26 protein-coding genes are annotated in these 25,366 nt (G+C 72.8%); 22 read left to right on the top strand and 4 right to left on the bottom strand.

The annotated features are described in order from the left end of the window. The first annotated feature begins 15 nt into the window (after positions 1-15). The 4 genes from aroC to EJF31_RS04110 are packed head-to-tail and all read left to right on the top strand — an operon-like array spanning position 16 to position 3,259. On the top strand, positions 16-1,194 hold the full coding sequence (aroC, locus tag EJF31_RS04095) for a chorismate synthase (protein WP_125035783.1): 1,179 nt from the start codon (positions 16-18) through the stop codon (positions 1,192-1,194). Then, positions 1,191-1,706, top strand: coding sequence for a shikimate kinase (locus tag EJF31_RS04100; RefSeq protein ID WP_260430601.1), 516 nt, complete (start codon positions 1,191-1,193; stop codon positions 1,704-1,706). The genes aroC and EJF31_RS04100 overlap by 4 nt, the downstream gene beginning before the upstream one ends. Before the next feature lie 6 nt (positions 1,707-1,712). Next, entirely contained in the window at positions 1,713-2,822 is a 1,110-nt protein-coding gene (aroB, locus tag EJF31_RS04105) for a 3-dehydroquinate synthase (protein ID WP_125035784.1), read from the top strand. A gap of 8 nt (positions 2,823-2,830) precedes the next feature. Further along, positions 2,831-3,259: a type II 3-dehydroquinate dehydratase gene (locus tag EJF31_RS04110; protein ID WP_125035785.1), complete on the top strand. Its 429-nt coding sequence runs from the start codon at positions 2,831-2,833 to the stop codon at positions 3,257-3,259. Here EJF31_RS04110 and EJF31_RS04115 read toward each other — a convergent pair. The 3 genes from EJF31_RS04115 to EJF31_RS04125 form a co-directional block, all read right to left on the bottom strand. After that, complete coding sequence (locus EJF31_RS04115; RefSeq protein ID WP_185736129.1) at positions 3,223-3,801, bottom strand: RNA polymerase sigma factor; 579 nt, start codon at positions 3,799-3,801, stop codon at positions 3,223-3,225. The genes EJF31_RS04110 and EJF31_RS04115 overlap by 37 nt on opposite strands. Positions 3,802-3,809: 8 nt before the next feature. Continuing rightward, positions 3,810-4,523, bottom strand: a complete 714-nt coding sequence (locus tag EJF31_RS04120; RefSeq protein WP_125035787.1) for a hypothetical protein — start codon at positions 4,521-4,523, stop codon at positions 3,810-3,812. An 81-nt stretch (positions 4,524-4,604) separates the two neighbouring features. After that, positions 4,605-5,123 carry a hypothetical protein gene (locus EJF31_RS04125; RefSeq protein ID WP_125035788.1) on the bottom strand — a complete coding sequence of 173 codons (519 nt, stop codon included), beginning with the start codon at positions 5,121-5,123 and terminating at the stop codon, positions 4,605-4,607. 756 nt (positions 5,124-5,879) lie between these two features. Here EJF31_RS04125 and EJF31_RS04130 point away from each other — a divergent pair. The 6 genes from EJF31_RS04130 (at position 5,880) to EJF31_RS04155 (ending at position 11,556) form a co-directional block, all read left to right on the top strand. Further along, entirely contained in the window at positions 5,880-6,659 is a 780-nt protein-coding gene (locus EJF31_RS04130) for an SIMPL domain-containing protein (protein WP_125035789.1), read from the top strand. Between the two features lie 104 nt (positions 6,660-6,763). Then, positions 6,764-7,327 carry an elongation factor P gene (gene efp / locus EJF31_RS04135; RefSeq protein WP_125035790.1) on the top strand — a complete coding sequence of 188 codons (564 nt, stop codon included), beginning with the start codon at positions 6,764-6,766 and terminating at the stop codon, positions 7,325-7,327. Beyond that, positions 7,327-7,731, top strand: a complete 405-nt coding sequence (nusB, locus tag EJF31_RS04140; RefSeq protein ID WP_125035791.1) for a transcription antitermination factor NusB — start codon at positions 7,327-7,329, stop codon at positions 7,729-7,731. Before efp ends, nusB begins: the two co-directional genes overlap by 1 nt. 67 nt (positions 7,732-7,798) lie before the next feature. Next, the gene (locus tag EJF31_RS04145; protein ID WP_185736130.1) at positions 7,799-8,620 is read left to right on the top strand and encodes a DUF1206 domain-containing protein; all 822 of its coding nucleotides are present in this window, start codon (positions 7,799-7,801) and stop codon (positions 8,618-8,620) included. 27 nt (positions 8,621-8,647) lie between these two features. Continuing rightward, the gene (locus EJF31_RS04150; protein WP_125035793.1) at positions 8,648-10,024 is read left to right on the top strand and encodes an NAD(P)/FAD-dependent oxidoreductase; all 1,377 of its coding nucleotides are present in this window, start codon (positions 8,648-8,650) and stop codon (positions 10,022-10,024) included. A 200-nt stretch (positions 10,025-10,224) separates the two neighbouring features. Beyond that, a complete protein-coding gene (locus EJF31_RS04155) occupies positions 10,225-11,556 on the top strand; it encodes a hypothetical protein (RefSeq protein WP_125035794.1) in 1,332 nt (443 codons plus the stop codon). Between the two features lie 55 nt (positions 11,557-11,611). Here the strand turns inward: EJF31_RS04155 and EJF31_RS04160 are convergent, their stop codons facing one another. Then, the gene (locus EJF31_RS04160; protein ID WP_221767453.1) at positions 11,612-12,223 is read right to left on the bottom strand and encodes a bifunctional 2-polyprenyl-6-hydroxyphenol methylase/3-demethylubiquinol 3-O-methyltransferase UbiG; all 612 of its coding nucleotides are present in this window, start codon (positions 12,221-12,223) and stop codon (positions 11,612-11,614) included. A gap of 61 nt (positions 12,224-12,284) precedes the next feature. Here EJF31_RS04160 and EJF31_RS04165 point away from each other — a divergent pair, with 61 nt between their 5' ends. The 12 genes from EJF31_RS04165 (at position 12,285) to EJF31_RS04220 (ending at position 25,349) form a co-directional block, all read left to right on the top strand. Continuing rightward, positions 12,285-12,923, top strand: coding sequence for a TetR/AcrR family transcriptional regulator (locus EJF31_RS04165; RefSeq protein WP_125035795.1), 639 nt, complete (start codon positions 12,285-12,287; stop codon positions 12,921-12,923). Positions 12,924-12,938: 15 nt separating this feature from the next. After that, entirely contained in the window at positions 12,939-13,955 is a 1,017-nt protein-coding gene (locus EJF31_RS04170) for an NADPH:quinone reductase (protein WP_125035796.1), read from the top strand. A 66-nt stretch (positions 13,956-14,021) separates the two neighbouring features. Then, positions 14,022-14,624 (top strand): bifunctional pyr operon transcriptional regulator/uracil phosphoribosyltransferase PyrR, encoded by a 603-nt coding sequence (gene pyrR, locus EJF31_RS04175; protein WP_125035797.1) that lies wholly within the window; start codon positions 14,022-14,024, stop codon positions 14,622-14,624. After that, positions 14,621-15,577 (top strand): aspartate carbamoyltransferase catalytic subunit, encoded by a 957-nt coding sequence (locus EJF31_RS04180; protein ID WP_125035798.1) that lies wholly within the window; start codon positions 14,621-14,623, stop codon positions 15,575-15,577. The genes pyrR and EJF31_RS04180 overlap by 4 nt, the downstream gene beginning before the upstream one ends. Then, positions 15,574-16,875: a dihydroorotase gene (locus EJF31_RS04185; protein WP_125035799.1), complete on the top strand. Its 1,302-nt coding sequence runs from the start codon at positions 15,574-15,576 to the stop codon at positions 16,873-16,875. Before EJF31_RS04180 ends, EJF31_RS04185 begins: the two co-directional genes overlap by 4 nt. Then, the gene (gene carA, locus EJF31_RS04190; protein ID WP_125035800.1) at positions 16,872-18,002 is read left to right on the top strand and encodes a glutamine-hydrolyzing carbamoyl-phosphate synthase small subunit; all 1,131 of its coding nucleotides are present in this window, start codon (positions 16,872-16,874) and stop codon (positions 18,000-18,002) included. The genes EJF31_RS04185 and carA overlap by 4 nt, the downstream gene beginning before the upstream one ends. Then, positions 18,002-21,328 (top strand): carbamoyl-phosphate synthase large subunit, encoded by a 3,327-nt coding sequence (gene carB, locus EJF31_RS04195; RefSeq protein ID WP_125035801.1) that lies wholly within the window; start codon positions 18,002-18,004, stop codon positions 21,326-21,328. The genes carA and carB overlap by 1 nt, the downstream gene beginning before the upstream one ends. An 11-nt stretch (positions 21,329-21,339) precedes the next feature. Beyond that, on the top strand, positions 21,340-22,365 hold the full coding sequence (locus EJF31_RS04200; RefSeq protein WP_373994687.1) for a quinone-dependent dihydroorotate dehydrogenase: 1,026 nt from the start codon (positions 21,340-21,342) through the stop codon (positions 22,363-22,365). Beyond that, positions 22,362-23,234, top strand: a complete 873-nt coding sequence (locus EJF31_RS04205; protein WP_185736131.1) for a dihydroorotate dehydrogenase electron transfer subunit — start codon at positions 22,362-22,364, stop codon at positions 23,232-23,234. The genes EJF31_RS04200 and EJF31_RS04205 overlap by 4 nt, the downstream gene beginning before the upstream one ends. Continuing rightward, the gene (locus EJF31_RS04210) at positions 23,231-24,076 is read left to right on the top strand and encodes a tRNA-dihydrouridine synthase (RefSeq protein WP_125035804.1); all 846 of its coding nucleotides are present in this window, start codon (positions 23,231-23,233) and stop codon (positions 24,074-24,076) included. The genes EJF31_RS04205 and EJF31_RS04210 overlap by 4 nt, the downstream gene beginning before the upstream one ends. After that, complete coding sequence (pyrF, locus tag EJF31_RS04215) at positions 24,073-24,900, top strand: orotidine-5'-phosphate decarboxylase (protein ID WP_125035805.1); 828 nt, start codon at positions 24,073-24,075, stop codon at positions 24,898-24,900. The genes EJF31_RS04210 and pyrF overlap by 4 nt, the downstream gene beginning before the upstream one ends. After that, on the top strand, positions 24,900-25,349 hold the full coding sequence (locus EJF31_RS04220) for a hypothetical protein (protein WP_125035806.1): 450 nt from the start codon (positions 24,900-24,902) through the stop codon (positions 25,347-25,349). The genes pyrF and EJF31_RS04220 overlap by 1 nt, the downstream gene beginning before the upstream one ends. Positions 25,350-25,366 lie beyond the last annotated feature (17 nt).

Consider the following 25,366-nt stretch of genomic DNA (forward strand, 5'->3'; position numbering starts at 1 on the left):
TGAAAGACTGCCGGCATGCTTCGTTGGCTCACTGCAGGCGAGTCCCACGGCCCCTCCCTGGTCGCCATCCTCGAGGGGCTGCCCGCCCATGTGCAGGTCACCTCGAGTGACATCGCGGACTCGCTGGCCCGCCGGCGCCTCGGCTACGGCCGCGGCGCGCGGATGAAGTTCGAGCAGGACGAGGTCACCATCACCGGCGGGGTCCGCCACGGCGAGACGATGGGCGGCCCGGTCGCCATCCAGGTCGGCAACACCGAGTGGCCCAAGTGGGAGAAGGTCATGTCGGCCGACCCGGTCGACCGTGCCGAGCTCGACGCGCTGGCCCGCAACGCCGCGCTCACCCGGCCGCGCCCGGGCCACGCCGACCTCGTCGGCATGCAGAAGTACGACTTCGACGAGGCCCGCCCGATCCTCGAGCGGGCCTCCGCCCGCGAGACCGCCGCGCGGGTGGCCCTGGGCCGGGTTGCCTCCAACTTCCTGGAGCAGGCGACCGGGGCCCGGATCGTCTCCCACGTCATCCAGCTCGGCGCCGTCCGTGCCCCCGCCGGCGTGTGGCCGGCCCCCGACGACGTCGCCCGGCTCGACGAGGACCCCGTGCGGTGCCTCGACGCCGAGACGAGCGGCCGGATGGTGGCCGCGATCGACCAGGCCCACAAGGACGGCGACACCCTCGGCGGCGTCGTGGAGGTCGTGGTGCACGGCCTGCCGCCGGGCCTGGGCTCCCACGTCCACTGGGACCGTCGCCTCGACGCGCGCCTCGCCGGCGCGCTCATGGGCATCCAGGCCATCAAGGGCGTCGAGGTCGGCGACGGCTTCGAGCTCGCCGGCACGCCGGGATCGCTCGCCCACGACGAGATCGTCCCCACCGACGACGGCATCCGCCGGGTCAGCGGTCGCTCCGGCGGCACCGAGGGCGGCATGAGCACCGGCGAGGTGCTCCGTGTGCGCGCCGCGATGAAGCCGATCGCCACCGTCCCCCGTGCGCTGCGCACCGTCGATGTCAGCACGGGTGAGGAGGCGGTGGCCCACCACCAGCGCTCCGACGTGTGCGCCGTCCCCGCCGCCGGCATCGTGGCCGAGGCGATGGTCGCGCTGGTGCTGGCCGAGGCGGTGCTCGAGAAGTTCGGTGGCGACTCCGTGGGGGAGACCCGGCGCAACGTCCGGGGCTACCTGGACTCGCTGAGGTTCGCGTGACCCGCCGCTGGCCGGTGGTCCTGGTCGGCCCCATGGGTGCCGGCAAGACCACCGTGGCCCGCCTGCTCGCCGACGAGTGGGGCGTCCCGGTGCGGGACACCGACCACGACGTGGAGTCCCTCGAGGGGCGCTCGGTCGCCGACATCTTCGTGGACTCCGGGGAGGCGCACTTCCGCGAGCTCGAGCGGCAGGCGGTCGCCGCCGCGCTGGCCGACCACGAGGGCGTGCTCGCCCTCGGTGGTGGTGCCGTGCTCGACGAGTCGACGCGGGCGCTGCTGGCCGACCACCACGTCGTGTTCCTGCGCGTCGGCCTCTCCGACGCGGTCAAGCGGGTGGGCCTGGGCTCGTCGCGCCCGCTCCTGCTGGGCAACGTCCGGAGCCGGATCAAGACCCTGCTCGACGAGCGCTCGGCCATCTACGAGTCCGTGGCCACCCTCGTCGTGGACACTGATGGACGCACCCCCGGCGACGTCGCGGGGGAGATCGGGAAGGCCCTGGGTGAGCGAGCGTGAGTGAACGTGTCTGACACCGTCCTGCCGGTGACCGGCGCCGCGCCGTACGACGTCGTCGTCGGCACCGACCTCTCCGAGCGGTTGCCGCAGGTGCTCGGCGGTGGGGTGCAGCGCGTCGCGGTGATCTTCTCCGACGACCTCGGCGAGCTCGTGCGCCCCGTGCTCGAGTCGCTCGCCACGGCGTACGACGTCACGGTGCTGCCGATCCCCGACGGCGAGCGTGCGAAGGCCGCGACCGTCGTGGCGTCCTGCTGGGAGGCGCTCGGCGAGGCCGGCTTCACCCGCTCCGACGCGATCGTCACGTTCGGCGGTGGCGCCACCACCGACGTGGGTGGCTTCGTGGCCGCCACCTGGCTGCGTGGTGTCCGGGTCGTGCACGTGCCGACCACGCTGCTCGGCATGGTCGACGCCGCGGTCGGCGGCAAGACCGGCATCAACACCCGCAGCGGCAAGAACCTCGTCGGCTCCTTCCACGAGCCCGCCGGTGTCCTCTGCGACCTCGCCCACCTCCGTTCGCTGCCCCGTGCCGAGCTCGTTGCCGGCCTCGGTGAGGTCGTCAAGTGCGGCTTCATCGCCGACCCGCGGATCCTCGACCTCGTCGAGGCGGCCGACCCGGCCAGCCTCACCGCCGACTCCGCGGTGCTGCGCGAGCTCGTCGAGCGTGCCATCCGGGTCAAGATCGACGTCGTGGTCTCCGACCTCAAGGAGACCGGCGGCTCCGGGGGCCACCCCGGCCGCGAGGTGCTCAACTACGGCCACACGATGGCCCACGCGATCGAGCGCGCCGAGGACTACACCGTCCGCCACGGCGAGGCCGTCGCGATGGGGTGCGTCTACGTCGCCGAGCTCGCCGCCCGCGCCGGCACTCTCGCGCCCGAGGTCGTGGCCCGCCACCACTCGACCTTCGCCCACGTCGGGCTGCCCACGACCTACTCCGGTGCGTCCTTCGAGGAGCTGCACGCCGCGATGAAGGTCGACAAGAAGGCCCGCGGCTCCCAGCTGCGGTTCGTCGTGCTCTCCGACCTGGCCGTCCCCACCGTGCTCTCGGGGCCGTCCGAGGTCGACCTGCGCAGTGCCTACGAGGTGCTCGCGACCGGACGGGCGGTGTCGCGATGAGGGCCCCGATGAAGGTGCTCGTCCTCAACGGCCCCAACCTCGGGCGGCTCGGACGGCGCCAGCCGGAGATCTACGGCCACACGACGTACGCCGAGCTCGCCCACCAGTGCGTCGAGTGGGGACGCGAGCTCGGACTCGACGTGGAGGTCCGCCAGACCAACCACGAGGGCGAGCTGCTCGACTGGCTGAACACCGCGGCCGACGACGTCACGCCGGTCGTCCTCAACGCCGCCGCCTGGACGCACTACTCCTATGCGCTCTACGACGCGTGCGCGCAGCTCACCGCGCCCCTGGTCGAGGTGCACATCTCCGACCCGACGCAGCGGCCGGAGGAGTTCCGGCACACCTCGGTGGTCACCCCGCACGCCGTCGAGGTGGTCGCCGGTCGCGGCATCGACGGCTACCGGATCGCGCTGGGGCTGCTCGTCACCGACTGAGTGCCGGTGCGGTCCATCGCTCCCTGCTTGCGGAGCCGGGCCAGGCCCCGGTGCCGGTTGACCCGCACCGCGGTCGCGCTCATGCCGAGGGCCTCGGCGGTGCCGGCGACGTCGAGACCGACGACCTCCATGAGCGAGAGCACCTCGCCCTGACGCGTGGGCAGGGTCGCGAGGGTGCGGCGGACCCAGTCCTCACCGGCGACGTCGGTGTCCTCCTGGGCGCCCCAGATGTCGTGCTCGGTCACGTCGACCGGGTCGGTCGCGCGACGCTGGCTGCGACGCCGGGCGTTGGCCGCCTGGTTGCGGGCGATGCCGAAGAGCCAGCCGGCGAAGGCGTCCGCGTCGCCGTCGAAGTCCGCGATCCGGTCGGCCGCGACCAGCCAGGTCTCCATGACCAGGTCCTCGGGGTCGGCGGCGGAGTCGCCGCTGGGCCGGGCGCGCAGCCAGAGCAGCAGCCGACCGCTCAGGGACTCGTACAGCTCGCGCCACGCGGCGGGATCCCCCCGCCGCGCACGCTCGACCAGATCAGGCTCGGTGGACACCCACGTCCTCAGTCCTCGCCGCTTCCGTGCCCGGTGTCATCCTGGTCGCCCCCGCCGTGGTCTTCCCCGCCGTGGTCGCTCCCGCCGTCCCCGCCGTCCGTGGCATGGGTCGGGCCGCTGCTGGGCTGTTGCTGATCGGGCGGCCCGCCCTGGTCGCCGCTCTGGTCGCCGCCCTGGTCGTCCCCTTGGTTGTCGTCCTGGCCCTGGTCGCCGCCCTGGTCGTCCTGGCCCTGGTCGTCCTGGCCCTGGTCGTCCTGGCCCTGGTCGTCGGCACCGTCGCCGCCGTGGTCGTCGGGGCCACTCGATGCCGGCGGAGCCTCGGGCGTGGACGGGGGAGCAGCCGGCGCGCCGGCCGGACCCTGGTCGCCGCCGGTGTGCTCGTCCTGCGCGTCGTCGGGAGACGGGTCGGTCGTGCGACCGGGTGCCTCGGAGCGGTCCTTCGTGCCGTCATCGGTCGGGGAGCTGTCGTCGCTGGGGTTGCTCGCCGGCGGCACGTGGTGGTGCGGCGCCGGCCCGTTGATCCGGTCGGCAGCGTAGGCGCCACCCGCCGCGATGACGGCCACGCTTGCAGCCGCCGCGGCGATCTTGAGCGTCGCCGGCCGGACCGGCACGACGGCTGCCCGGGACGCGACCGCCAACGCCGCGAGGCGGGCGATGAAGACGTCGTCCACCGTGACCGACGGCGGCTCGAGAGCGAGCGGTCGCGGGGTGGCTTGCTTCATGGTGCTGTTCCTTCGGTCCGGGACGCTCCGACGGTATCGCAGGGGGTCGACACCCGTCGGAGCGTCCAGTGGTGAACCAGATCAGTCCTGGTTGTCGTCGCCCTGGTCGCCCTGGTCGTCGTCGCCCTGGTCGTCACCGTGGTCGGTGTGGTGGTCGCCCGAGCCCTGGTGGTCGGCGTGGTCGCCGTCGCCCTGGTCACCCTGGTCGTCGTCACCCTGGTCGTCTGCGTTCTCGCCCTGGTCGTCATCGCCCTGGTCGTCCGGGGAGTCGGTCTCGGTGGGCTCGGCCGGGTCGGGAGCCTCGGTCTCGTCCTGGTCGTCAGCGGGGTCGTCGGTCTCCGGCGGGTCGGTCGGGTCCTCGGTGGTGGCCGGCGTCGAGGGGTGCACCGGGTGAGCCGGGTGGGCCGGGTGCGTGGGGTGCGCGCCCTTGGTCGGGTGCGCGGGGTGCGTGGGGTGCACCGGGTGGGCCGGGTGAGCGGGGTGGGAGTGCTCGGTGACGGGTGCATCGTGCCCGTTGCTGGCGGCGTACGCGCCGCTCGCGCCGATCACGGCCAGGGCGGCCGTGGCTCCGAGCACCTTGGTGGCCTTGGTGAAGTGCATCGTGTATCTCCAGTCCCGGCGTCCGGTCGGTCGCCTTCACTGCGTACATGTCGGGAGCTGTGGGCTGCGTTACACGTTTTTGCCTTCGCCCGCTTCGCGGGCGGTTGCCGCTGCGCGGGGCTGCCTTCCCGGGACGTCGGGCTCCGGGGTGGGGCCGGCGTCCCGCTCCCGCGGGACGCGAGGCACGTCGCTTGGTCGGACGCGTCGCCGCCCCCGACGTCCGCGGTGGTGAGGGCCCGCTAGGGCGGCGCCGCGCGCGACTTTTATGCGACGCGCCTCGGCCCCGCGTGCGCGTCCCGCCGTCCCCGGGCCGTCCCCGGGCTCTCGGGCGGGCGGGGTGAAGGGTCGCCAGCTGACCCGTCCTGGGCTGACGCGGCATGTCCCCTGTCTTGCGGCAGCGCAGACCGGGTGGTCGACCGACCCCTTGATCCCCGCCCGCCCGGTGGCCGGGAAGCAGCCGGGACGGTGGGGCGCGGACGGGGACCCCACGCACGGCGCGTAAAAGTCGTGCGTGGCGCCGCCCCAGCGGGCCGTAACCCACCGCGGGCGTCAGGGGGCGGCGACGCGTCCGACCCTGCGACGTGCGTGGGGTCCACGGGAGCGCCCCACCGGCCCAGCCGGGTGGAGGACCCCCCGGGGAGGCTGCCCCGCGCAGCGGAATCCGCCCGCGAAGCGGGCGCAATGCGGACGCCAAGGAACCACGTCGCGAAGCCACCCGTCCCACCCGCGGACCGAGTCGAGGCGAGGAGCAGGGCGATGAACAGCAGGGTGAGTGTCAGCGTGAAGGGGTTGCTGGTGTCGGGGCTGGTGCTGATGGCGCTGGTGACGGCGTACCTCCTGGGCGGCAACGGCGGCAGCAGCCCCGCCCAGGCCGCACCCGCCGCGCAGGCGTCGACCCAGCACCGGACCCTGACGATGACCGGGACCGGCAAGGCGACGGCGATCCCGGACCAGCTCTCGTTCGGGCTGTCGGTGGGGGTCACCCGGCTCGACCTCGACACCGCGCTGACCGACTCCAGCGCCGTGATGGAGCGGGTGCTGGCGTCGCTGGCGAAGTACGGCGTGAAGCGGGGCGACGTGCAGACCACGGGGCTCTCCATGGAGCCGGTCTACGACTACCACCCGTACTCGCCGCCGACGATCCGCGGCTACCACGTCGGCCAGCGTGCGTCGGTGCTCGTCAAGGAGCTCAGGCTCGGTGGCGCCGCGGTGAGCGCGGCCGTGGCGACCGGCGGCAACGACGTACGGGTCGAGAACATCCGGCTGCTGGTCGGCGATCCCGAGGCTGCGATGGCGAAGGCGCGCAAGGCCGCTGTGGCCGAGGCGACCGCCAAGGCGCAGGACTACGCCGAGGCGGCCGGCGAGGAGCTCGGCTCGGTCGTGACGCTGCACGAGGTGCGCGCCTCCAACCCCGAGCCTCCGCGGCCGCTGGTCTACGCGCGGGCCGCGACCATGGACGCGGTCAGGGCCCTGCCGATCCGCACCGGTCACGACGACCTGTCAGTCACGGTCCAGGTGGTGTGGGACTTCCGCTAGTGCATTCGGCCAATGCCGCGCGGTGCCGATAGACTCGGCGGCTGTTGCCCGCACGCTGTGGGCAGCACCCCCACTCTCTCGATCAGTAAGGCTGAGACGCGCGCATGGCATCGACCAACGACCTCAAGAACGGCATGGTTCTCAACATCGACGGTCAGCTCTGGGCCGTCGTGGAGTTCCAGCACGTCAAGCCGGGCAAGGGCCCCGCGTTCGTGCGGACCAAGCTGAAGAACGTCGAGTCGAACAAGACCGTCGACAAGACCTTCAACGCCGGCACCAAGGTCGAGACCGCGACGGTCGACCGCCGCTCGATGCAGTACCTCTACAACGACGGCACGTCCTACGTCTTCATGGACGTCCAGAGCTACGAGCAGCTCGAGATCAGCCCCGAGATCGTGGGCGGCGCCGCCAACTTCCTCCTGGAGAACCAGGAAGTCGTGGTCGCCACCAACGAGGGCCGCGTCCTGTTCATCGAGATGCCCGCCTCGGTCGAGCTGGTCATCACCTTCACCGAGCCCGGCCTGGCCGGCGACAGCGCCACGGGCCGCACCAAGCCGGCCACCCTCGAGACCGGCCACGAGATCCAGGTCCCGCTGTTCATCAACCAGGGCGAGAAGGTCAAGGTCGACACCCGCGACTCCTCCTACATGGGTCGCGTCAAGTCCTGATGTCTGCCCGCACCAAGGCTCGCAAGCGCGCACTGGACGTCCTCTTCGCCTCCGAGCTCCGCGACGAGAGCCCGGTCGAGGCGCTCGAGCGTGCCATCGCCGACGGTGAGGGCCCGACCAACGCCTACACCGCGACGCTCGTGCGCGGCGTGGTCCAGCACCAGGAGCGGATCGACGAGCTGCTGTCGACGTACTCCCAGGGCTGGACGCTCACCCGCATGCCCGCGGTCGACCGCAACGTGCTGCGCCTGGGCGTCTTCGAGGTCCTGTACGCCGACGACGTGCCCGACGCCGTCGCGGTGACCGAGGCGATGGCCCTCGTGTCGGAGCTGTCCACCGACGAGTCGCCGGCGTTCGTCAACGGCGTCCTCGGCAAGATCGCGCGCGACAAGGCGACGCTCTAGCCCTGCCTGCGTCCTTCCTCACGGTTTCAAGTCCCCCTGTGAGGGGGACGAAGAGGTCATGGGAGATATGGGTGGGATTGCAGACCAGGCGGAGCGCGCTGGCCGCCAGGCGGAGAACAGCGACTGGCTGGACCACGCGGTCCGCATCGGCATGGTGGCCTACGGCATCGTCAACCTGATGATCGCGTGGATCGCCGCAGAGCTGGCGCTGGGCAACTCCTCCGGCAAGGCCTCGAGCCAGGGCGCGCTCCACAAGCTCGCCCAGCAGCCCTTCGGGGGCGTGCTGGTCTGGCTCGTCGCGGTCGGCATGGTCCTGCTCGTCATCTGGCGCCTCCTCGAGGCGGCCCTGGGCCACCGGGACGAGGAGGGCGGCAAGCGCATGCGCAAGCGGGCCGTCTCGGCCGGCAAGGCCGCGATCTACGGCGCCGTGGGGGTCTCGGCCTTCAAGGTCGCCACCGGCAGCGGGTCCTCCGGCAAGGGCGGGCAGTCGACGACCTCCAAGATCATGGACTGGCCGGGCGGCACCTGGATCATCGGCCTGGTCGGCGTCGCGATCGTCGCCTACGGTCTCAACAACATCCGCCGTGCCTGGACCGAGAAGTTCCGCGAGCACCTCAGCGCCGAGGGGCAGGGCGGCGACGCGGGCAAGGCCTACATCTGGTTCGGCAAGGTCGGCTACATGGCCAAGGGTGCGGCCTTCATCGTCATCGGCGGCCTGTTCGTCTACGCGGCGACCAGCCACAAGCCGAAGAAGGCGGGCGGTCTCGACGATGCCCTGCACAAGGTGCTGCAGCAGCCCTACGGGCCGGTGCTGCTCATGGTGATCGCCGCGGGCATCGCCTGCTACGGCCTGTTCTGCTTCGCGCGCGCCCGGCACCTCTCGCGCTAGTCACCAGCCGCCTGCGAGGCTGGCGGCATGAGCGATCACGGGGCTGAGCAGACCGAGCACGTCGACGTCGTCGTGGTGGGCCTGGGGCCCGGAGGCGAGCACGCCGCCCAGAAGCTCGCCGAGGCCGGGTTGTCCGTGGTCGGGGTCGAACGCGGCCTGGTCGGGGGCGAGTGCCCGTTCTACGGCTGCATTCCGTCCAAGATGATGATCCGGGCCGCCGACGCGCTCGCCGAGGCGCGGCGTGCCCAGGACCTCGCCGGCGACGTCGAGGTGCGCCCCGACTGGAGCAGGGTCGCCACCCGGATCGACAAGCAGGCCACCAACCACTGGGACGACGAGTCCCACGCCACCCGGCTCGCCGAGGCGGGCGTCCGGATCGTGCGCGGCCACGGGCGGCTCGACGGGCCGGGCCGGGTCCGCGTCGGCACGACCACGTACGTCGCTGCCCGCGGGGTGGTCCTCAACGCCGGCACCGAGCCGGCCACCCTCCCGATCGACGGCCTGGCCGCGACCCCCCACTGGACCAACCGGGAGGTGGTCCGGCTGGCCGAGCTGCCCGCGTCGCTGGTCGTGATCGGCGGCGGGCCGATCGGCGCCGAGCTGACCCAGGTCTTCGCCCGCTTCGGGGTCCGGGTCACCCTGCTCGAGGTCGCCGAGCGCATCCTCGGGCCCGAGGAGCCCGAGGCCAGCGCGGTGATCCACCGGGTCCTCGTCGAGGACGGGGTGGACGTCCGCACCGGTGTCACCATCGACCGGGTCGACCACGACGGGACCTTCCGCGTGCTCGTCGACGGCGAGATCGTCGTGTCCGAGCAGCTGCTGGTCGCGGCCGGTCGTCGTACCAACCTCGCCGACGTGGGTCTCGAGACCGTCGGCCTGGACCCGGCCGGCCGCGTGGTCGACACCGACGAGCGGATGCGGGCGGGGGAGCGGCTCTGGGCCGTCGGCGACATCACCGGCAGGGGCGCCTTCACCCACGTGTCGATGTACCAGGCAGCGGTCGCCGTCCGCGACCTCCTCGACCAGGACGGGCCGCTCGCCGACTACCGTGCGGTCAGCCGGGTGACGTTCACCGACCCCGAGGTGGGGTCGGTCGGGCTCACCGAGCGGCAGGCCCGCGACGCCGGGATCGCCGTCGTCACCGGGCACGCCGAGATGCCCGAGTCGAGCCGCGGCTGGATCCACCAGGCCGGCAACGAGGGGATCGTGAAGCTCGTGGCCGACAGCGATCGCGGCATCCTCGTCGGCGGCACCACGGTCGGCCCGTTCGGCGGCGAGGTCCTCGGTCTCGTCGCGGCCGCCGTGCACGCCGAGATCCCGGTCGCCACCCTCCGCGGGATGCACTTCGCCTACCCGACGTTCCACCGCGCGATCGAGGCGGCACTGGCGGACCTGGGCGTGTGACCGGCCCCGTGATCGTCCGCTGACCGGCGGTCTGGCGCGGGGTTTGGCCGCTCTCCGACCGGGGCACAGTCCGCTCATGTTCTCGGTGAGGGGCCTTCGCGTCCTCTGTGCGCGCCTGATCCTGTCGATGGGTGCCCCAACGCGTAGTTCGGCCGGCCGGTGACGCCCCCTCGGCGACGACCACCAACGGAGGAGACCCCATGACGCAGGACCCGTCCCACGGCGCCGCCGGACAGCGCGCCGAGCACGAGATGTCCGACACCAGCGACCGGCTGTACACGACCGAGGAGCTCGGCGCCTACGCCGCGCGTCGCCACGACACCCGGCCCGGTGGGCTGACGCCGCCTCCGGCCGGCCCGCCCCAGCGCACGGTGTACGGCGACCCCCTGACCGACCCGCTCGGGGGCCCCACGGGCAGCCACGCCCCGCGGCCGCCGAGCGGCCCCCCGGTCAACCTCCCTCCGGCCCAGGCGCCGGTCCAGCCTGCGGCCCAGCCGGTCTTCACCCAGCCACCCGTCGAGCCGGTCCGGGCCAGCGCGCCGGTCGCCACCGACGTGCTGCCCACGGAGGCGGAGCCCGAGGGCGAGGTGCGGCGGTTCATGACCGCCACCGACTTCCTCGACCGCCGTGACGGCGACAAGGAGCTCGGCCCGGCGACGTGGGGCTGGCGCGGGGGAGTGCGGCGCTGGAGCGGCGGTCTGATCAGCCCGAAGATGGGCCCGGCCGAGGTGGCCTACGAGCTGGACCGGCAGACCATCCAGAAGGACTTCGACGGCCCCCGCACGATCGCCTTCATCAACCCCAAGGGTGGGGCCGCCAAGACCACCGGTGTCCTCGCCGCGGGCTACACGTTCGGCACCGTCCGCGGTGGCGGCGTGGTCGCGTGGGACAACAACGAGACCCGCGGCACGCTCGGCATCCGGGGCACTCGCAGCACCCACCGCAACACCACGCGCGAGCTGCTCGAGGACCTCTCACGCTTCAGCGACGTCTACCAGTCGCGGATCGGCGACCTCGGCGCGTTCGTGCGCAGCCAGGGCGACGCCCACTTCGACGTCCTCGCCTCCGACGAGCGACCCGACGTGACCGGCACGATCAAGGCCGACGACTTCGAGGCCGTCCACAAGCTGCTCGAGCGCTTCTACCGCGTGATCCTCATCGACACCGGCAACAACATGCGGGCCGAGAACTGGCTGGCCGCGGCGGACTCCGCCGACCTGCTCGTGGTGACCAGCACCGTCCGCGAGGACACCGGCTACAGCGGGCTGTGGATGCTCGACGCCCTCCAGGACGCCGGTTACGCCAACCTCAAGCACAAGACGGTCACGGTCCTCTCCGACCCGTCGGCGCAGGTGGACGCCAAGCTCGCCAACGACCTGGTCGAGGTCTACGAGCAGCGCACCCGTGCCGTCTACCGGGTGCCCTACGACCCGGCGCTCGTGGCCGGATCGGTCGTGCCCTACGCCCAGCTCTCCCACCACACCCGGATGCAGTGGCTCAAGGCATGCGCGGGGATGGCCTCCGCGCTCTGAGAGGGCGGACCCGGGCCGGCCGGTGATGCGTCCCCCGACCGACCCTCGTGGTCCGTCAGGCGGCGGCTTGCGCCGGCCGCTCCAGTCGGAACCACTGGGGAGCCCCCGGCGGCCGGGCAGCGTGTGCACTGGCCTCCTGGGGGTCGATCTGGCGGATCTGCCAGCCGGGGAAGGCGTCCTCGAGGGCGGCGAGGTCCGCACCCCGCCGGCGCAGGAGACCGGCGCCGCGCGGCCTGGTGCAGATCAGGATGGCCGCGCCGGGGTTGGCCAGCTGGGTCACGCCGCGGCCCAGGGCCCGGCGACGTGCGCCGGTGAGGCCCTCGAAGCAGCCGATGTCGAGGTAGAGGTCGAAGTCCTGCCCGATGCCCGTCCCCGGGAGGTACGCGACGTCGCCGATGACGAAGCGGGTCTCGGGTCCCTCGCGGCGCATGGCGCGGTCGACGGCCGGTCGGGCCTCGTCGATGCCCACGGCGTCCCAGCCGCGCCGCGAGAGCTCCATGGTGTGCAGCCCCGATCCGCACCCGATGTCGAGGGCCCGGCCCAGCCGTCCGTCGCGCTCGGCCTGCTCGCGGTCGAGGATCGCGGTGAGCCCGAGCCGCTCGACTGCGCCGGCGCGCTGCCAGGGGGTGATGCCGAGACGGTAGGCGAGGCTGTAGGCGCTCCTCATGGGAGGCTCCTCAAATTGATTCGGGTAGAACTTGAATGAATCTCCTCCTAGAGTGGTCCCGATGTCCGAGCCTGTCAAACCCCGACGCCCCTATCGCTCCGCCGTGCGCGCCGAGCGGGCCCGACAGAGCCGCGACCGCATCCTCGACGCGGCCACGACGCGCTTCCTCGAGCTGGGCTTCGGCCGGGCGTCGGTGCGGGTGATCGCGGGCGATGCCGGGGTGAGCGAGGACCTGGTCTTCCACCTCTTCGGCTCCAAGCGCGGCCTGCTGGGCGCCGTGATGTCGCGCGAGCCCGATCCCGGTCTGGAGACCCTGGCGGCGAGCGGTGGCGCGGCCGTCGTGCGCGACGAGGAGGACCAGCGGCGCCAGGTCGCGCTCCTGGCCGAGCGTGTGGGAGCCGACCTGGCCCGGGTGCGACCGCTGGACGACATGCTCCGCGCCGCCGCCGCCGTCGACCCCGAGCTGGCGGCCGTGCGGGAGGACCTCCACCTGCGCCGGCGGCGCGAGGCGACGACGGCGATCACCCGGTGGATGCATGACCGCGGTCCGCTGCGCCAGGGGGTGGACGAGGCGTCGGCCCTGGTGTGGACCCTCACCAGCCCCGAGGTCCACCACCTCCTGGTCGAGGGGTGGGGGTGGTCGCAGGGCAAGTACGTCGACTGGCTGCGCACCAACCTCGAAGCGGGGCTCCTGTCCTGAGCTAGCGTCGGGGCCATGCGTGCTGTCGTCCACACCGAGACCGGTCCGTCGTCCGTCCTGCGCGTGGTCGAGCGCGACCTGCCCGAGCCCGGGCCGGGTGAGGTCCGGGTCAGAGTGGCCCGGGCCGGCGTCAATCCGACCGACTGGAAGTTCCGCACGGCGCCCCAGCTGGCCTACGACGAGGTCACCCCCGGCCAGGACGGCGCCGGGGTCGTCGACGCCGTGGGGGAGGGCGTCACCGGTCTGGCGGTCGGGCAGCGGGTGTGGCTGGTGCTGGCCCAGCACGGCCGCGCCCACGGGGCGGCTGCCGAGTTCACCGTCCAGCCGGCCGACCGGGTCGTGCCGCTGCCCGACGGTGCCGACTTCGACCTCGGTGCCAGCCTCGGCGTCCCCGCGGTCACCGCCCATCGCGCCCTGACCTCGGGTGAGGGCGGACCCACCCGGCTCGGCCCCGGCGCGCTCACCGGTCGCACGGTCCTGGTCCAGGGCGGCGCCGGCGCCGTCGGCAATGCCGCGATCCAGCTCGCCCGCTGGGCCGGGGCGACCGTCGTCACCACGGTCAGCAGCCCCGAGAAGGCCGCGCTCGCCACCGCCGCCGGCGCGCACCACGTCGTCAACTACCGGGAGGGACACCCCGAGGAGCAGATCCTGGCGGCCGCCCCGGGCGGCATCGACCTCGTCGTGGAGGTCGCCCCCGCGCAGAACAACGAGATCGACCTGGCCGTCACCCGCGTCCACGCGACGATCGCGATCTACGCCAACAACGGCGGCGACGAGCTCACCGTGCCGTTGCGGTCGACCTTCTCCAAGAACCTGCGCTACCAGTTCGTGATCCTCTACACACTCGACGAGTCGCTGCGACGGGCCGCGGTCGAGGATGTCTCCGCCGCGGTCGCAGCCGGTGCCCTCCGTGTGGGCGCGGACGCCGGTGTACCGCTCCACCACTACCCGCTGGACCAGCTGGCCGCCGCCCACGACGCCGTCCAGTCCGGCGTGGTCGGCAAGGTCCTCGTCGACGTCGCCGACTGGTAGGGTCGGGGCCGTTCGACATCCTTTAACGAGCCGTCCCGTGAGGCGGAGAAGGAGGTCTGCAGTTCTGTGACTGCGCCCCAGGCAACACCCGAGGCTTCACCCGACGCCGCGACCGATGGCCGCACCGTCCTCGACGCCCGTGACATCACCCGGGCCCTCACCCGCATCTCCCACGAGATCCTCGAGCGCAACAAGGGCGCCGGCGACCTCGTCCTCCTCGGCATCCCGAGCCGGGGCGTCCCGCTGGCCCAGCGGATCGCCGAGCGGATCGCCTCCGTCGAGGGGTACGACGTGCCCGTCGGCTCGCTCGACGTGACGATGTACCGCGACGACCTCCGCATGAAGCCGGCCCGCGCGCTGCTGCCGACGCAGATCCCCGCCGGCGGCATCGACGGCAAGACCGTCGTCCTCGTCGACGACGTGCTGTTCTCCGGCCGCACCATCCGCGCCGCGCTCGACGCGCTCAACGACCTCGGACGGCCCAAGGCGGTCCGGCTGGCCGTGCTGGTCGACCGCGGGCACCGCGAGCTGCCGATCCGCGCCGACTTCGTCGGCAAGAACCTCCCGACCTCGCTGGTCGAGCGGGTCAAGGTCCGGCTCGAGGGCATCGACGACGTCGACGCGGTGACCATCCACGGCAGCGTGACGACGGACGGAGCCGACGCGTGAAGCGACACCTGCTCAGTGCGGCCGACCTGACCCGCGACGACGCCGAGCTGGTGCTGCGCACCGCCGAGGAGCTCCGCTCGCTGGCCGACCGGCCGATCAAGAAGCTGCCGGCCCTGCGCGGCCGCACGGTGGTCAACCTCTTCTTCGAGGACTCCACCCGCACGCGCATCTCCTTCGAGGCCGCGGCCAAGCGGCTCTCGGCCGACGTCATCAACTTCTCGGCCAAGGGCTCCAGCCTGTCCAAGGGAGAGAGCCTCAAGGACACGGCGCTCACGCTCGAGGCCATGGGCGCCGACGCGGTCGTGGTCCGGCACGGCGCCAGCGGTGCCCCGCACCGGCTGGCCCACTCGGGCTGGGTGCGCTCCAGCGTGGTCAACGCCGGCGACGGCACCCACGAGCACCCCACGCAGGCCCTGCTCGACGCCTTCACCATGTGGCGCCACATCGGCGAGTCGAAGCCCGGCGGCCTCGAGGGCCGCAAGGTCGCGATCGTCGGCGACGTCCTGCACAGCCGGGTCGCCCGCTCCAACGCGCTGCTGCTCCGCACGCTGGGCGCGGAGGTCACCCTGGTGGCCCCGCCGACCCTCTTCCCGGTGGGGATCGAGGGCTGGCCGGTCGAGACGTCGTACGACCTCGACAGCGTGCTGCCCAAGGCCGACGCCGTGATGATGCTGCGCGTCCAGCGCGAGCGGATGCACGGTGGCTTCTTCCCCACGGCCCGGGAGTACTCCCGCCGCTACGGCCTCGACGGCAGGCGGATGGCGATGCTCCAGGACCACACGATCGTGATGCACCCCGGCCCGATGGTCCGCGGCATGGAGATCACCGCCGACGTGGCCGATTCCGACCGCTCGGTCATCGTCGAGCAGGTGACCAACGGTGTCGCCGTCCGGATGGCCGTCCTGTACCTGCTGCTCGGTGGTTCCGAGCCTTCGATCGGAGAGACCGAGTGACCAGCTACCTCATCCAGAACGTCGCCGTCCTCGGCGGCGAGCCGACCGACCTGCTCCTCGCCGACGGCGTGGTCAAGGAGATCGGGACGATCACCGCGGCGTCGCTCTCGTCGGTCGAGCCCGTCGAGACCATCGACGCCACCGGCCTGGTCGCGCTGCCCGGCCTCGTCGACCTCCACACCCACCTGCGTGAGCCGGGCCGTGAGGACGCCGAGACGGTCGAGACCGGCACCCGCGCCGCTGCGATGGGCGGCTTCACCGCCGTCCACGCGATGGCCAACACCGAGCCGGTCGCCGACACCGCCGGCGTCGTCGAGCAGGTCTGGCGGCTGGGCCGCGAGGCCGGCCACTGCGACGTCTATCCCATCGGTGCCGTCACCGTCGGGCTGAAGGGCGAGCAGCTCGCCGAGCTCGGCGCGATGGCCGACTCGGCCGCCCGCGTCCGGGTCTTCTCCGACGACGGCAAGTGCGTCAGTGACGCGGTGCTGATGCGCCGCGCGCTGGAGTACGTCAAGGCGTTCGACGGCGTCATCGCCCAGCACGCCCAGGAGCCGCGCCTGACCGAGGGCGCCCAGATGAACGAGGGCGAGCTCTCCGGCCGCCTCGGGCTCGCCGGCTGGCCGGCCGTCGCCGAGGAGGCGATCATCGCCCGCGACTGCCTGCTCGCTGCCCACGTCGACTCGCGGTTGCACGTCTGCCACGTGTCCACCGCCGGGTCGGTCGAGATCGTCCGTGACGCCAAGCGCAAGGGCTGGAACGTCACCGCCGAGGCGTGCCCCCACCACCTGCTGCTGACCGACGACCTGGCCGCGACGTACGACCCGATCTACAAGGTCAACCCGCCGCTGCGCTCGCAGGCCGATGTGGAGGCGCTGCGCGCCGGCCTGGCCGACGGCACGATCGACATCGTCGCCACCGACCACGCCCCGCACCCCCACGAGGACAAGGACTGCGAGTGGGCGGCCGCCGCCTTCGGCATGCTCGGCCTCGAGACCGCGCTCTCGATCGTCCAGCAGACGATGGTCGACCCGGGCCTGCTCGACTGGGCCGGCGTCGCCGAGCGGATGTCGCACGCCCCGGCCCGGATCGGTCGCGTGACCGACCACGGTCGCCCGATCGAGGTGGGGGAGCCGGCCAACGTCGTGCTCTACGACCCCTCGGTCCGCCGCACCATCGAGGCGAGCGAGTCCGCGTCGCTCTCGCGCAACACGCCGTACGCCGGGATGGAGCTGCCCGGCCGGGTCGTCGCGACGTTCCTGCGCGGCACCGCCACGGTGCTCGACGGGAAGCTCCAGTGAGCGCCGGGGTGACGTCGGCCCTGCTCGTCCTCGAGGACGGCCGCGCCTTCCGGGGCCAGGCCTACGGCGCCGAGGGCGAGACCTTCGGCGAGGCGGTCTTCAACACCGGCATGACCGGCTACCAGGAGACGCTCACCGACCCGTCCTACCACCGCCAGGTGGTCGTGATGACGGCGCCGCACATCGGCAACACCGGCATCAACGACGAGGACCCCGAGTCGCGCCGGATCTGGGTCTCGGGCTACGTCGTCCGCGACCCCGCCCGCGTGCCCTCCAACTGGCGCTCCCGGCGCACCCTCGACGACGAGCTGCGCGAGCAGGGCGTCGTCGGGATCTCCGGCGTCGACACCCGGGCGCTGACCCGCCACCTGCGCGAGCGCGGTGCGATGCGGGTCGGGATCTCCACCACGGAGTCCGACCCGGCCGCGCTGCTCGAGCGCGTGCTGGCCTCGGCCGAGATGGCGGGCGCCGAGCTCGCCGGCGAGGTGTCCACGGACGCGGCGTACGTCGTCCCGGCGGTGGGGGAGAAGCGCTTCACCGTCGCGGCCCTCGACCTCGGCATCAAGTCGATGACCCCCTACCGGATGGCCGAGCGCGGGATCGAGGTCCACGTCCTGCCGGCCGCGTCCACCCTGGAGGACGTGCTCGCTGTCCAGCCCGACGGGCTGTTCTTCTCCAACGGGCCCGGTGACCCGGCGGCCACCGTCGGCCAGGTCGAGCTGCTCCAGGGCGCGCTCGCCCAGGGGCTGCCCTACTTCGGGATCTGCTTCGGCAACCAGCTCTTCGGCCGCGCGCTCGGCTTCGGCACCTACAAGCTGAAGTACGGCCACCGCGGCATCAACCAGCCGGTGATGGACCGCACGACCAACAAGGTCGAGGTCACCGCGCACAACCACGGCTTCGCCGTGGACGCGCCGCTCGACGGCCCGACGCAGACGCCCTACGGCGTCGCGACGGTCAGCCACGTCTGCCTCAACGACGACGTCGTCGAGGGCCTCGAGCTGCGCACCCCCGAGGGCGACCTGAGGGCGTTCTCGGTCCAGTACCACCCCGAGGCCGCCGCCGGCCCGCACGACGCGGCGTACCTCTTCGACCGGTTCGTCGAGCTCATGGAGAGGACTTCCTGATGCCCAAGCGCGAGGACATCAAGTCGGTCATGGTGATCGGCTCCGGGCCGATCATCATCGGCCAGGCCTGCGAGTTCGACTACTCCGGGACCCAGGCCTGCCGCGTCCTGAAGGACGAGGGCATCCGGGTGATCCTGGTCAACTCCAACCCGGCGACGATCATGACCGACCCGGAGTTCGCCGACGCGACCTACGTCGAGCCGATCACGCCGGAGTACGTCGAGAAGGTGATCGCCAAGGAGCGCCCCGACGCGCTGCTGGCGACCCTGGGCGGCCAGACGGCGCTGAACGCCGCGATGGCCCTCGACGCGGCCGGCGTCCTGGAGAAGTACGACGTCGAGCTGATCGGTGCCTCCATCGAGGCGATCGACCGCGGTGAGAACCGCCAGGTCTTCAAGAAGATCGTCGAGGACCTCGGCGGCGAGTGCTCCAAGTCGGTCATCTGCCACACGATGGACGACTGCCTGGCCGCCGCCGCCGAGCTCGGCTACCCGATGGTGGTGCGCCCGTCGTTCACCATGGGCGGCACCGGCTCCGGCATGGCCTACGACGAGCAGGACCTGCGCCGCATCGCCGGCGCGGGCCTCGCCGCCAGCCCCACCACCGAGGTGCTCCTCGAGGAGTCGATCCTCGGCTGGAAGGAGTACGAGCTCGAGGTCATGCGCGACACCGCCGACAACGTGGTGATCATCTGCTCGATCGAGAACCTCGACCCGATGGGCGTGCACACCGGCGACTCGATCACGGTCGCGCCGGCGATGACGCTGACCGACCGCGAGTACCAAGCGATGCGTGACCTCGCCATCGGCATCATCCGCTCGGTCGGCGTCGACACCGGCGGCTGCAACATCCAGTACGCCGTCAACCCGGCCGACGGCCGGCTGATCGTGATCGAGATGAACCCGCGGGTCTCCCGGTCCAGCGCCCTGGCCTCCAAGGCCACCGGCTTCCCGATCGCCAAGATCGCGGCCAAGGTCGCCATCGGCTACACCCTCGACGAGATCCCCAACGACATCACCCGCGAGACCCCGGCCAGCTTCGAGCCGTCGCTGGACTACGTCGTGGTGAAGGTGCCGCGGTTCGCGTTCGAGAAGTTCCCGGGCGCCGACCCGACGCTGACCACGCACATGAAGTCGGTCGGCGAGGCGATGTCGATCGGCCGCAACTTCACTGAGGCGCTCCAGAAGTCGCTGCGCTCGCTGGAGAGCAAGAATGCCGTCTTCGACTTCACCCCGCTCCCCGACGACCTGGACCGGGCGGCCCGCCTCGAGGAGCTCCTGGTCCGCGTCGCCACGCCCCACGACGGCCGGCTCAAGGAGGTCATGGACGCGATCCGCGTCGGTGCCACCCCCGAGCAGGTCTTCGACGCCACCAGGATCGACCCCTGGTTCGTCGACCAGCTCTTTCTCATCCACGAGGTCGCCGAGCAGGTCGCCTCCGCCACGCGGCTCGACGAGGCGACGCTGCGCCTGGCCAAGCGGCACGGCTTCTCCGACGCCCAGCTCGGCCAGATCCGTGGCATGCGCGAGGACGTCGTCCGCGGCGTCCGGCAGGCGCTGGGCATCCGGCCGGTCTACAAGACCGTCGACACGTGCGCGGCGGAGTTCGCCGCGACCACGCCGTACCACTACTCCTCCTACGACGAGGAGACCGAGGTCGCGCCGCGGGAGAAGGAAGCCGTGATCATCCTCGGCTCCGGGCCCAACCGGATCGGGCAGGGCATCGAGTTCGACTACTCCTGCGTCCACGCCTCCCTGGCGCTGTCCGAGGCCGGCTACGAGACGATCATGGTCAACTGCAACCCCGAGACCGTCTCGACCGACTACGACACCTCCGACCGCCTCTACTTCGAGCCGCTGACCCTCGAGGACGTCCTCGAGATCGTGCACGCGGAGTCGCAGGCCGGGCCGATCGCCGGCGTCATCTGCCAGCTCGGCGGCCAGACCCCGCTGGGTCTCGCGAAGGGGCTGGAGGCCAACGGCGTCCGCATCGTTGGCACCTCGCCCGACGCGATCCACCTCGCCGAGGAGCGCGGCGCCTTCGGCCGCGTGCTCGCCGAGGCCGGGCTGCCCGCGCCCAAGCACGGCATGGCGACGTCGTTCGCCGACGCCAAGCGGATCGCCGACGAGATCGCCTACCCCGTGCTGGTGCGCCCGTCGTACGTCCTGGGCGGCCGCGGCATGGAGATCGTCTACGACGACGTCGCGCTCGAGGGCTACATCGAGCGAGCCACCGAGATCAGTCCCGAGCACCCGGTGCTGGTCGACCGGTTCATCGACGACGCGGTCGAGATCGACGTCGACGCGATCTTCGACGGCGAGGAGCTCTTCCTCGGCGGCGTCATGGAGCACATCGAGGAGGCCGGCATCCACTCCGGCGACTCCTCGTGTGCGCTGCCGCCGATCACCCTCGGCGACGCCGAGATCCGCCGGATCCGCGAGGCCACCGAGGCCATCGCCCGGGGCGTGGGCGTGCGCGGCCTGCTCAACATCCAGTACGCCCTCGGCTCGGACGTCCTCTACGTCCTCGAGGCCAACCCGCGCGCCAGCCGCACGGTGCCGTTCGTGTCCAAGGCGACGGCGACGCCGCTGGCCAAGGCCGCGGCCCGGGTGATGCTCGGCGAGTCGATCGCCTCGCTGCGCCAGGCCGGCGTGCTGCCGGCGACGGGTGACGGTGGCTCGTTGCCGCCCCACCAGCCGATCGCGGTCAAGGAGGCGGTGATGCCGTTCAACCGGTTCCGCACCCCCGACGGCAAGCAGGTCGACACGGTCCTCGGCCCGGAGATGAAGTCGACCGGGGAGGTGATGGGCCTCGACGCCGACTTCGGCACGGCCTTCGCGAAGGCCCAGACCGCGGCGTTCGGCTCGCTGCCCACCAGCGGCAAGGTCTTCGTCTCGATGGCCAACCGCGACAAGCGGCACATGATCTTCCCGATCAAGGTGCTCTCCGACCACGGCTTCGAGATCATCGCGACCCAGGGCACCGCCGAGGTGCTGCGCCGCAACGGCGTGAAGGCGACCGTCGTCCGCAAGCACTTCGAGGGCGAGGGGCCGGGCGGTGAGCCGACCACGGTCGGGATGATCCTGGCCGGCGACATCGACCTCGTCATCAACACCCCGCACGGCTCCACCAGCGGTGGCTCGGCGCGCGTGGACGGCTACGAGATCCGCACCGCCGCGATCATGGCCAACATCCCGTGCATCACCACCGTGCAGGGTCTCGGCGCGGCCGTGCAGGGCATCGAGGCGCTGGAGCGCGGGGACATCGGCGTCCGCAGCCTGCAGGACTGGGCGCTGCGCAACGCGGACGGCGTGGGGGGCTCGTGACGGCCTACCGCCTGCTGTTCGACCACCTGCTGACCCGCACCGACCCCGAGCGGGCGCACCACGCCGGCTTCGGGGCCATCCGTGCGGCCGGTCCGGTCCTGGCCCGGCTGCCGCGCCACGGCACCCCGGTCGAGGCGATGGGGCTGACCTTCCCCAACGTCCTGGGCATGGCGGCCGGCTTCGACAAGAACGCCGTCGGCATCGACGGGCTGGCCGCGCTCGGCTTCGGCCACGTCGAGATCGGCACGGTCACGGGGGAGGGCCAGCCCGGCAACCCCAAGCCGCGGCTGTTCCGGCTGCCCGAGGACCGGGCGGTCATCAACCGAATGGGCTTCAACAACGACGGCGCCGAGGTCGTGGCCGACCGCCTGGCCGCCCGCGGACGTCGCAGCCGCGAGCAGGGCGGCCCGGTGCTGGGCGTCAACATCGGCAAGACCAAGGTCGTGCCCGAGGACGACGTCCCGGCGGTGCTCGCCGACTACGAGAAGAGCGCGCGGCTGCTCGCGCCGCACGCCGACTACCTCGTCGTCAACGTCAGCTCGCCCAACACGCCGGGACTGCGCAACCTCCAGGCGGTGGAGCGCCTCCAGCCCCTCCTCGAGCACGTACGCCGCACCGCCGACGCGGTCACCTCCGCCCGGGTGCCGCTGCTGGTCAAGATCGCCCCGGACCTGTCCGACGACGACGTGGTCGCAGTCGCCGACATGGCCGGGGCCATCGGGCTCGACGGGATCATTGCCACGAACACCACGATCTCCCGCGAGGGGCTCCGCACCGATGCGGCCAGGGTCGAGGCGATCGGTGCCGGCGGCCTGTCCGGCGCCCCGCTGACCGAGCGGGCCCTCGACGTACTCACCCTGCTGCGCAAGCAGGTCGGCCCGGACCTCACCCTCGTCTCGGTCGGCGGCATCACCACCGTCGACGACGCCCGGGCCCGGCTCGACGCGGGTGCGACCCTGCTGCAGGGCTACACCGCCTTCATCTACGAGGGCCCCCTGTGGCCCACGCGCATCCTCCGCGGGGTCCGTACGCCGTGAGCCCGGTCGCCGAGCCCACCACCGCGACGCGCACCCCGCTGCACGTCACGGGTGAGCTGCTCGCGACCAAGAAGGTCGGCGCCTACCGCCACCTGACCGTGGTGGCGCCCGGCGTGCCCGAGCGGTTCCGTCCCGGCAACTTCGTGGCCGTCTCGATCGGCGCCCCCGGGTCGGACACGACCCGGCTGGCCCGACGCGCGTTCTGGATCCACCAGGTCAAGCCCGTCGGCGGCTACGGCGCCACCCTGCAGCTCGTCGTCGAGCCGACCGGTCCCGGCAGCCAGTGGCTGGGGTCGCTGGCCCCGGGCGCCCGGCTGGAGGTCACCGGCCCGCTCGGTCGACCGTTCGCCCTGCCCAAGGAGCCGGTCAGCTGCCTGCTCGTGGGGGAGGGGTACGCCGCCGCGCCGCTGTTCCCGCTCGCGGAGCGGCTCCGTGAGCGCGGGTGTGCGGTCAACCTGCTCGTGGCCGGGGCCGACGAGGCACACCTGCTGTCCGCCCTCGAGGCCCGCCGCTCCGCCCGTGCGGTCACCGTCGTCACCCGCGACGGCTCGGTCGGTCTGCGCGGCGAGGTGGCCGACGTCGTCGACGACGTGCTCGGCCGGGCGCAGGCCGAGGTCGTCTACGCCGCCGGGCCGCTGCGCACCCTGCACGCGGTCGCCGAGGCCGCCGAGGCGCACGGCGCCTGGAGCCAGACTGCCGTCGAGCAGCCGCTGACGTGCGCCACGGGCCTGTGCCAGGGCTGCCCGGTGCCCGTCGTCGGCGAGGACGGCGTGGCCCGCCGCGTGCGCGCCTGCGCCGACGGACCGGTGCTCCGCGGCGACCGGGTGCGCTGGGCCGAGCTGCTCGGTGAGGCGGGCGAGCCGACGTGAGCATCGACCTCGGCGGGCTGACCCTGGCCAACCCCGTGATGGTCGCCTCCGGGTGCGGAGGCACCGGCCGCGAGCTCGCGGCGTACGTCGACCTCGCCGAGCTGGGCGCCTTCGTCACCCGCACGATCACCCTCAACCCCCGCGCGGGCGGACCGGTCCCGCGGATCCTGGAGACGCCGTCGGGGCTCGTGCACGCGGTCGGGCTCCAGAACCCCGGCCTCGAGCCGTTCCTGGCCAGCGAGCTGCCGCAGCTCGTCCAGCAGGGCGCCCGCGTCGTCGTCTCGATCGCGGGCACCACCCTGGGCGAGTACGCCGAGCTGGCCCGCCGCCTCGGCCGCGCGCCCGGCGTCGCCGCCGTCGAGGTCAACCTGTCCTCGCCCGACGCGGTCGCCTCGGGGGTGCTCGACGTCCGCGAGCCGTTCCACGCGGCAAACGTCGTCGCCGCCGTGCACCGGGAGCTGCCGCGCGGGCTCCCGCTCCTCGCCAAGGTCCGCCCCGACCTGATCCGCGTGGTCGAGTCGGCGCGCACCGTCCTGGAGGCCGGCGCCGCCGCCGTCGTGGTCGGCAACGCCCTGCCCGCAGCGATGCCCGACGGCCGCCCCGCCGGCCTCAGCGGACCTGCGATCCGGCCGCTCGCCCTGCGCTGCGTCACCGAGGTCCGCGACGCCCTGCCCGACGCGGCGATCGTCGGTTGTGGCGGCATCGCCGACGAGGCCGACGCCCGCTCCTTCCTCGCTGCCGGAGCCACCGCCGTGCAGGTCGGCACCGCCCTGCTCCACGACCCCACGACCGCCGCGCGGCTGGCCCGCGCCCTGACGACTGACCGGGAGGTCATCGGATGACACCGTTCGGAACCCGACTCCACGAGGCGGTCGCCGCCCGCGGCCCGCTGTGCGCGGGCATCGACCCGCACGCGGCCCTGCTCCGCGAGTGGGGCCTCGACGACGACGTGGCCGGTCTCGAGCGGTTCGCGATGACCGCCGCCGAGGGGCTTGCGCCGCACGTGTCGGTCGTGAAGCCGCAGTCGGCGTTCTACGAGCGGTTCGGCTCCCGCGGGATCGCCGTGCTGGAGCGGCTGATCGCCGCCTGCCGCGATGCTGGCGCGCTGATCCTCCTCGACGTCAAGCGGGGGGACATCGGCTCCACCTCGCAGGCCTACGCCGACGCCTACCTCGACCCCGCCTCCCCGCTCGCCTCCGACGCGATCACGGCCAGCCCCTACCTCGGCTTCGGCTCGCTCGACCCGATGATCGACACCGCACGCAAGCACGGTGCCGGGGTGTTCGTGCTGGCCCTGACCTCCAACAAGGAGGGCCCCGAGGTCCAGCACGCCACCGCCGCGTCCGGCGCCACCGTCGCCGGCACCGTCCTTGACCACCTCCGCCGGCTCAACGCCGACGCGTCACCGCTCGGCTCCTTCGGCGCGGTCATCGGGGCCACCATCGGCGAGACCGGGGAGGACCTCGCGTTCAACGGACCCGTGCTCGCCCCCGGGTACGGCGCCCAGGGCGGCACCGTCGCCGACCTGAAGCGGATCTTCGGCGCCTCGGCCGGGGCCGTGCTGCCCAGCTCCTCGCGCGAGCTGCTGCGCCACGGCCCGGATGCCGGTGCGCTCCGCGACGCGGCCCTGCGCACCAACGACGAGCTCGCCGGGCTGGCCGGCTGATGCGGCGCCTCACGCGGACGGCCGCGCTCCTCGCCGCCCTCACCCTCGTGCCGGTCCTGGCCGGCTGCCAGGACACCCAGGAGAGCTACTGCAGCGCGGTCAAGGACCACCAGGAGGAGCTCACCAAGATCTCCTCCACCGGGTCGCAGGACTCGCTGATCCAGGCACTGGGCATCTTCGAGGACCTCCAGTCCAAGGCGCCCAGCGACATCACCGACGAGTGGCAGCAGGTCGTCGGCCGCGTCCAGGCGCTGAAGAAGGCCCTCGACGATGCGGGCGTCGACCCCGCGACGTACGACCGGGCTCATCCGCCCGCGGGGCTCAGCGCCGACGACAAAGCCGCGATCGACGCGGCGGCACGCGAGCTCGGCGGCGGGGAGACCCTCGCGGCGCTCCAGGCCCTGGACCAGGAGGCCCGCGACGTGTGCCAGACACCCCTGACGCTCTAGCCCGGAGCGGCAAAAAG

Source organism: Nocardioides sp. LS1 (assembly GCF_003865225.1).
GTDB lineage: Bacteria > Actinomycetota > Actinomycetes > Propionibacteriales > Nocardioidaceae > Nocardioides > Nocardioides ginsengisegetis.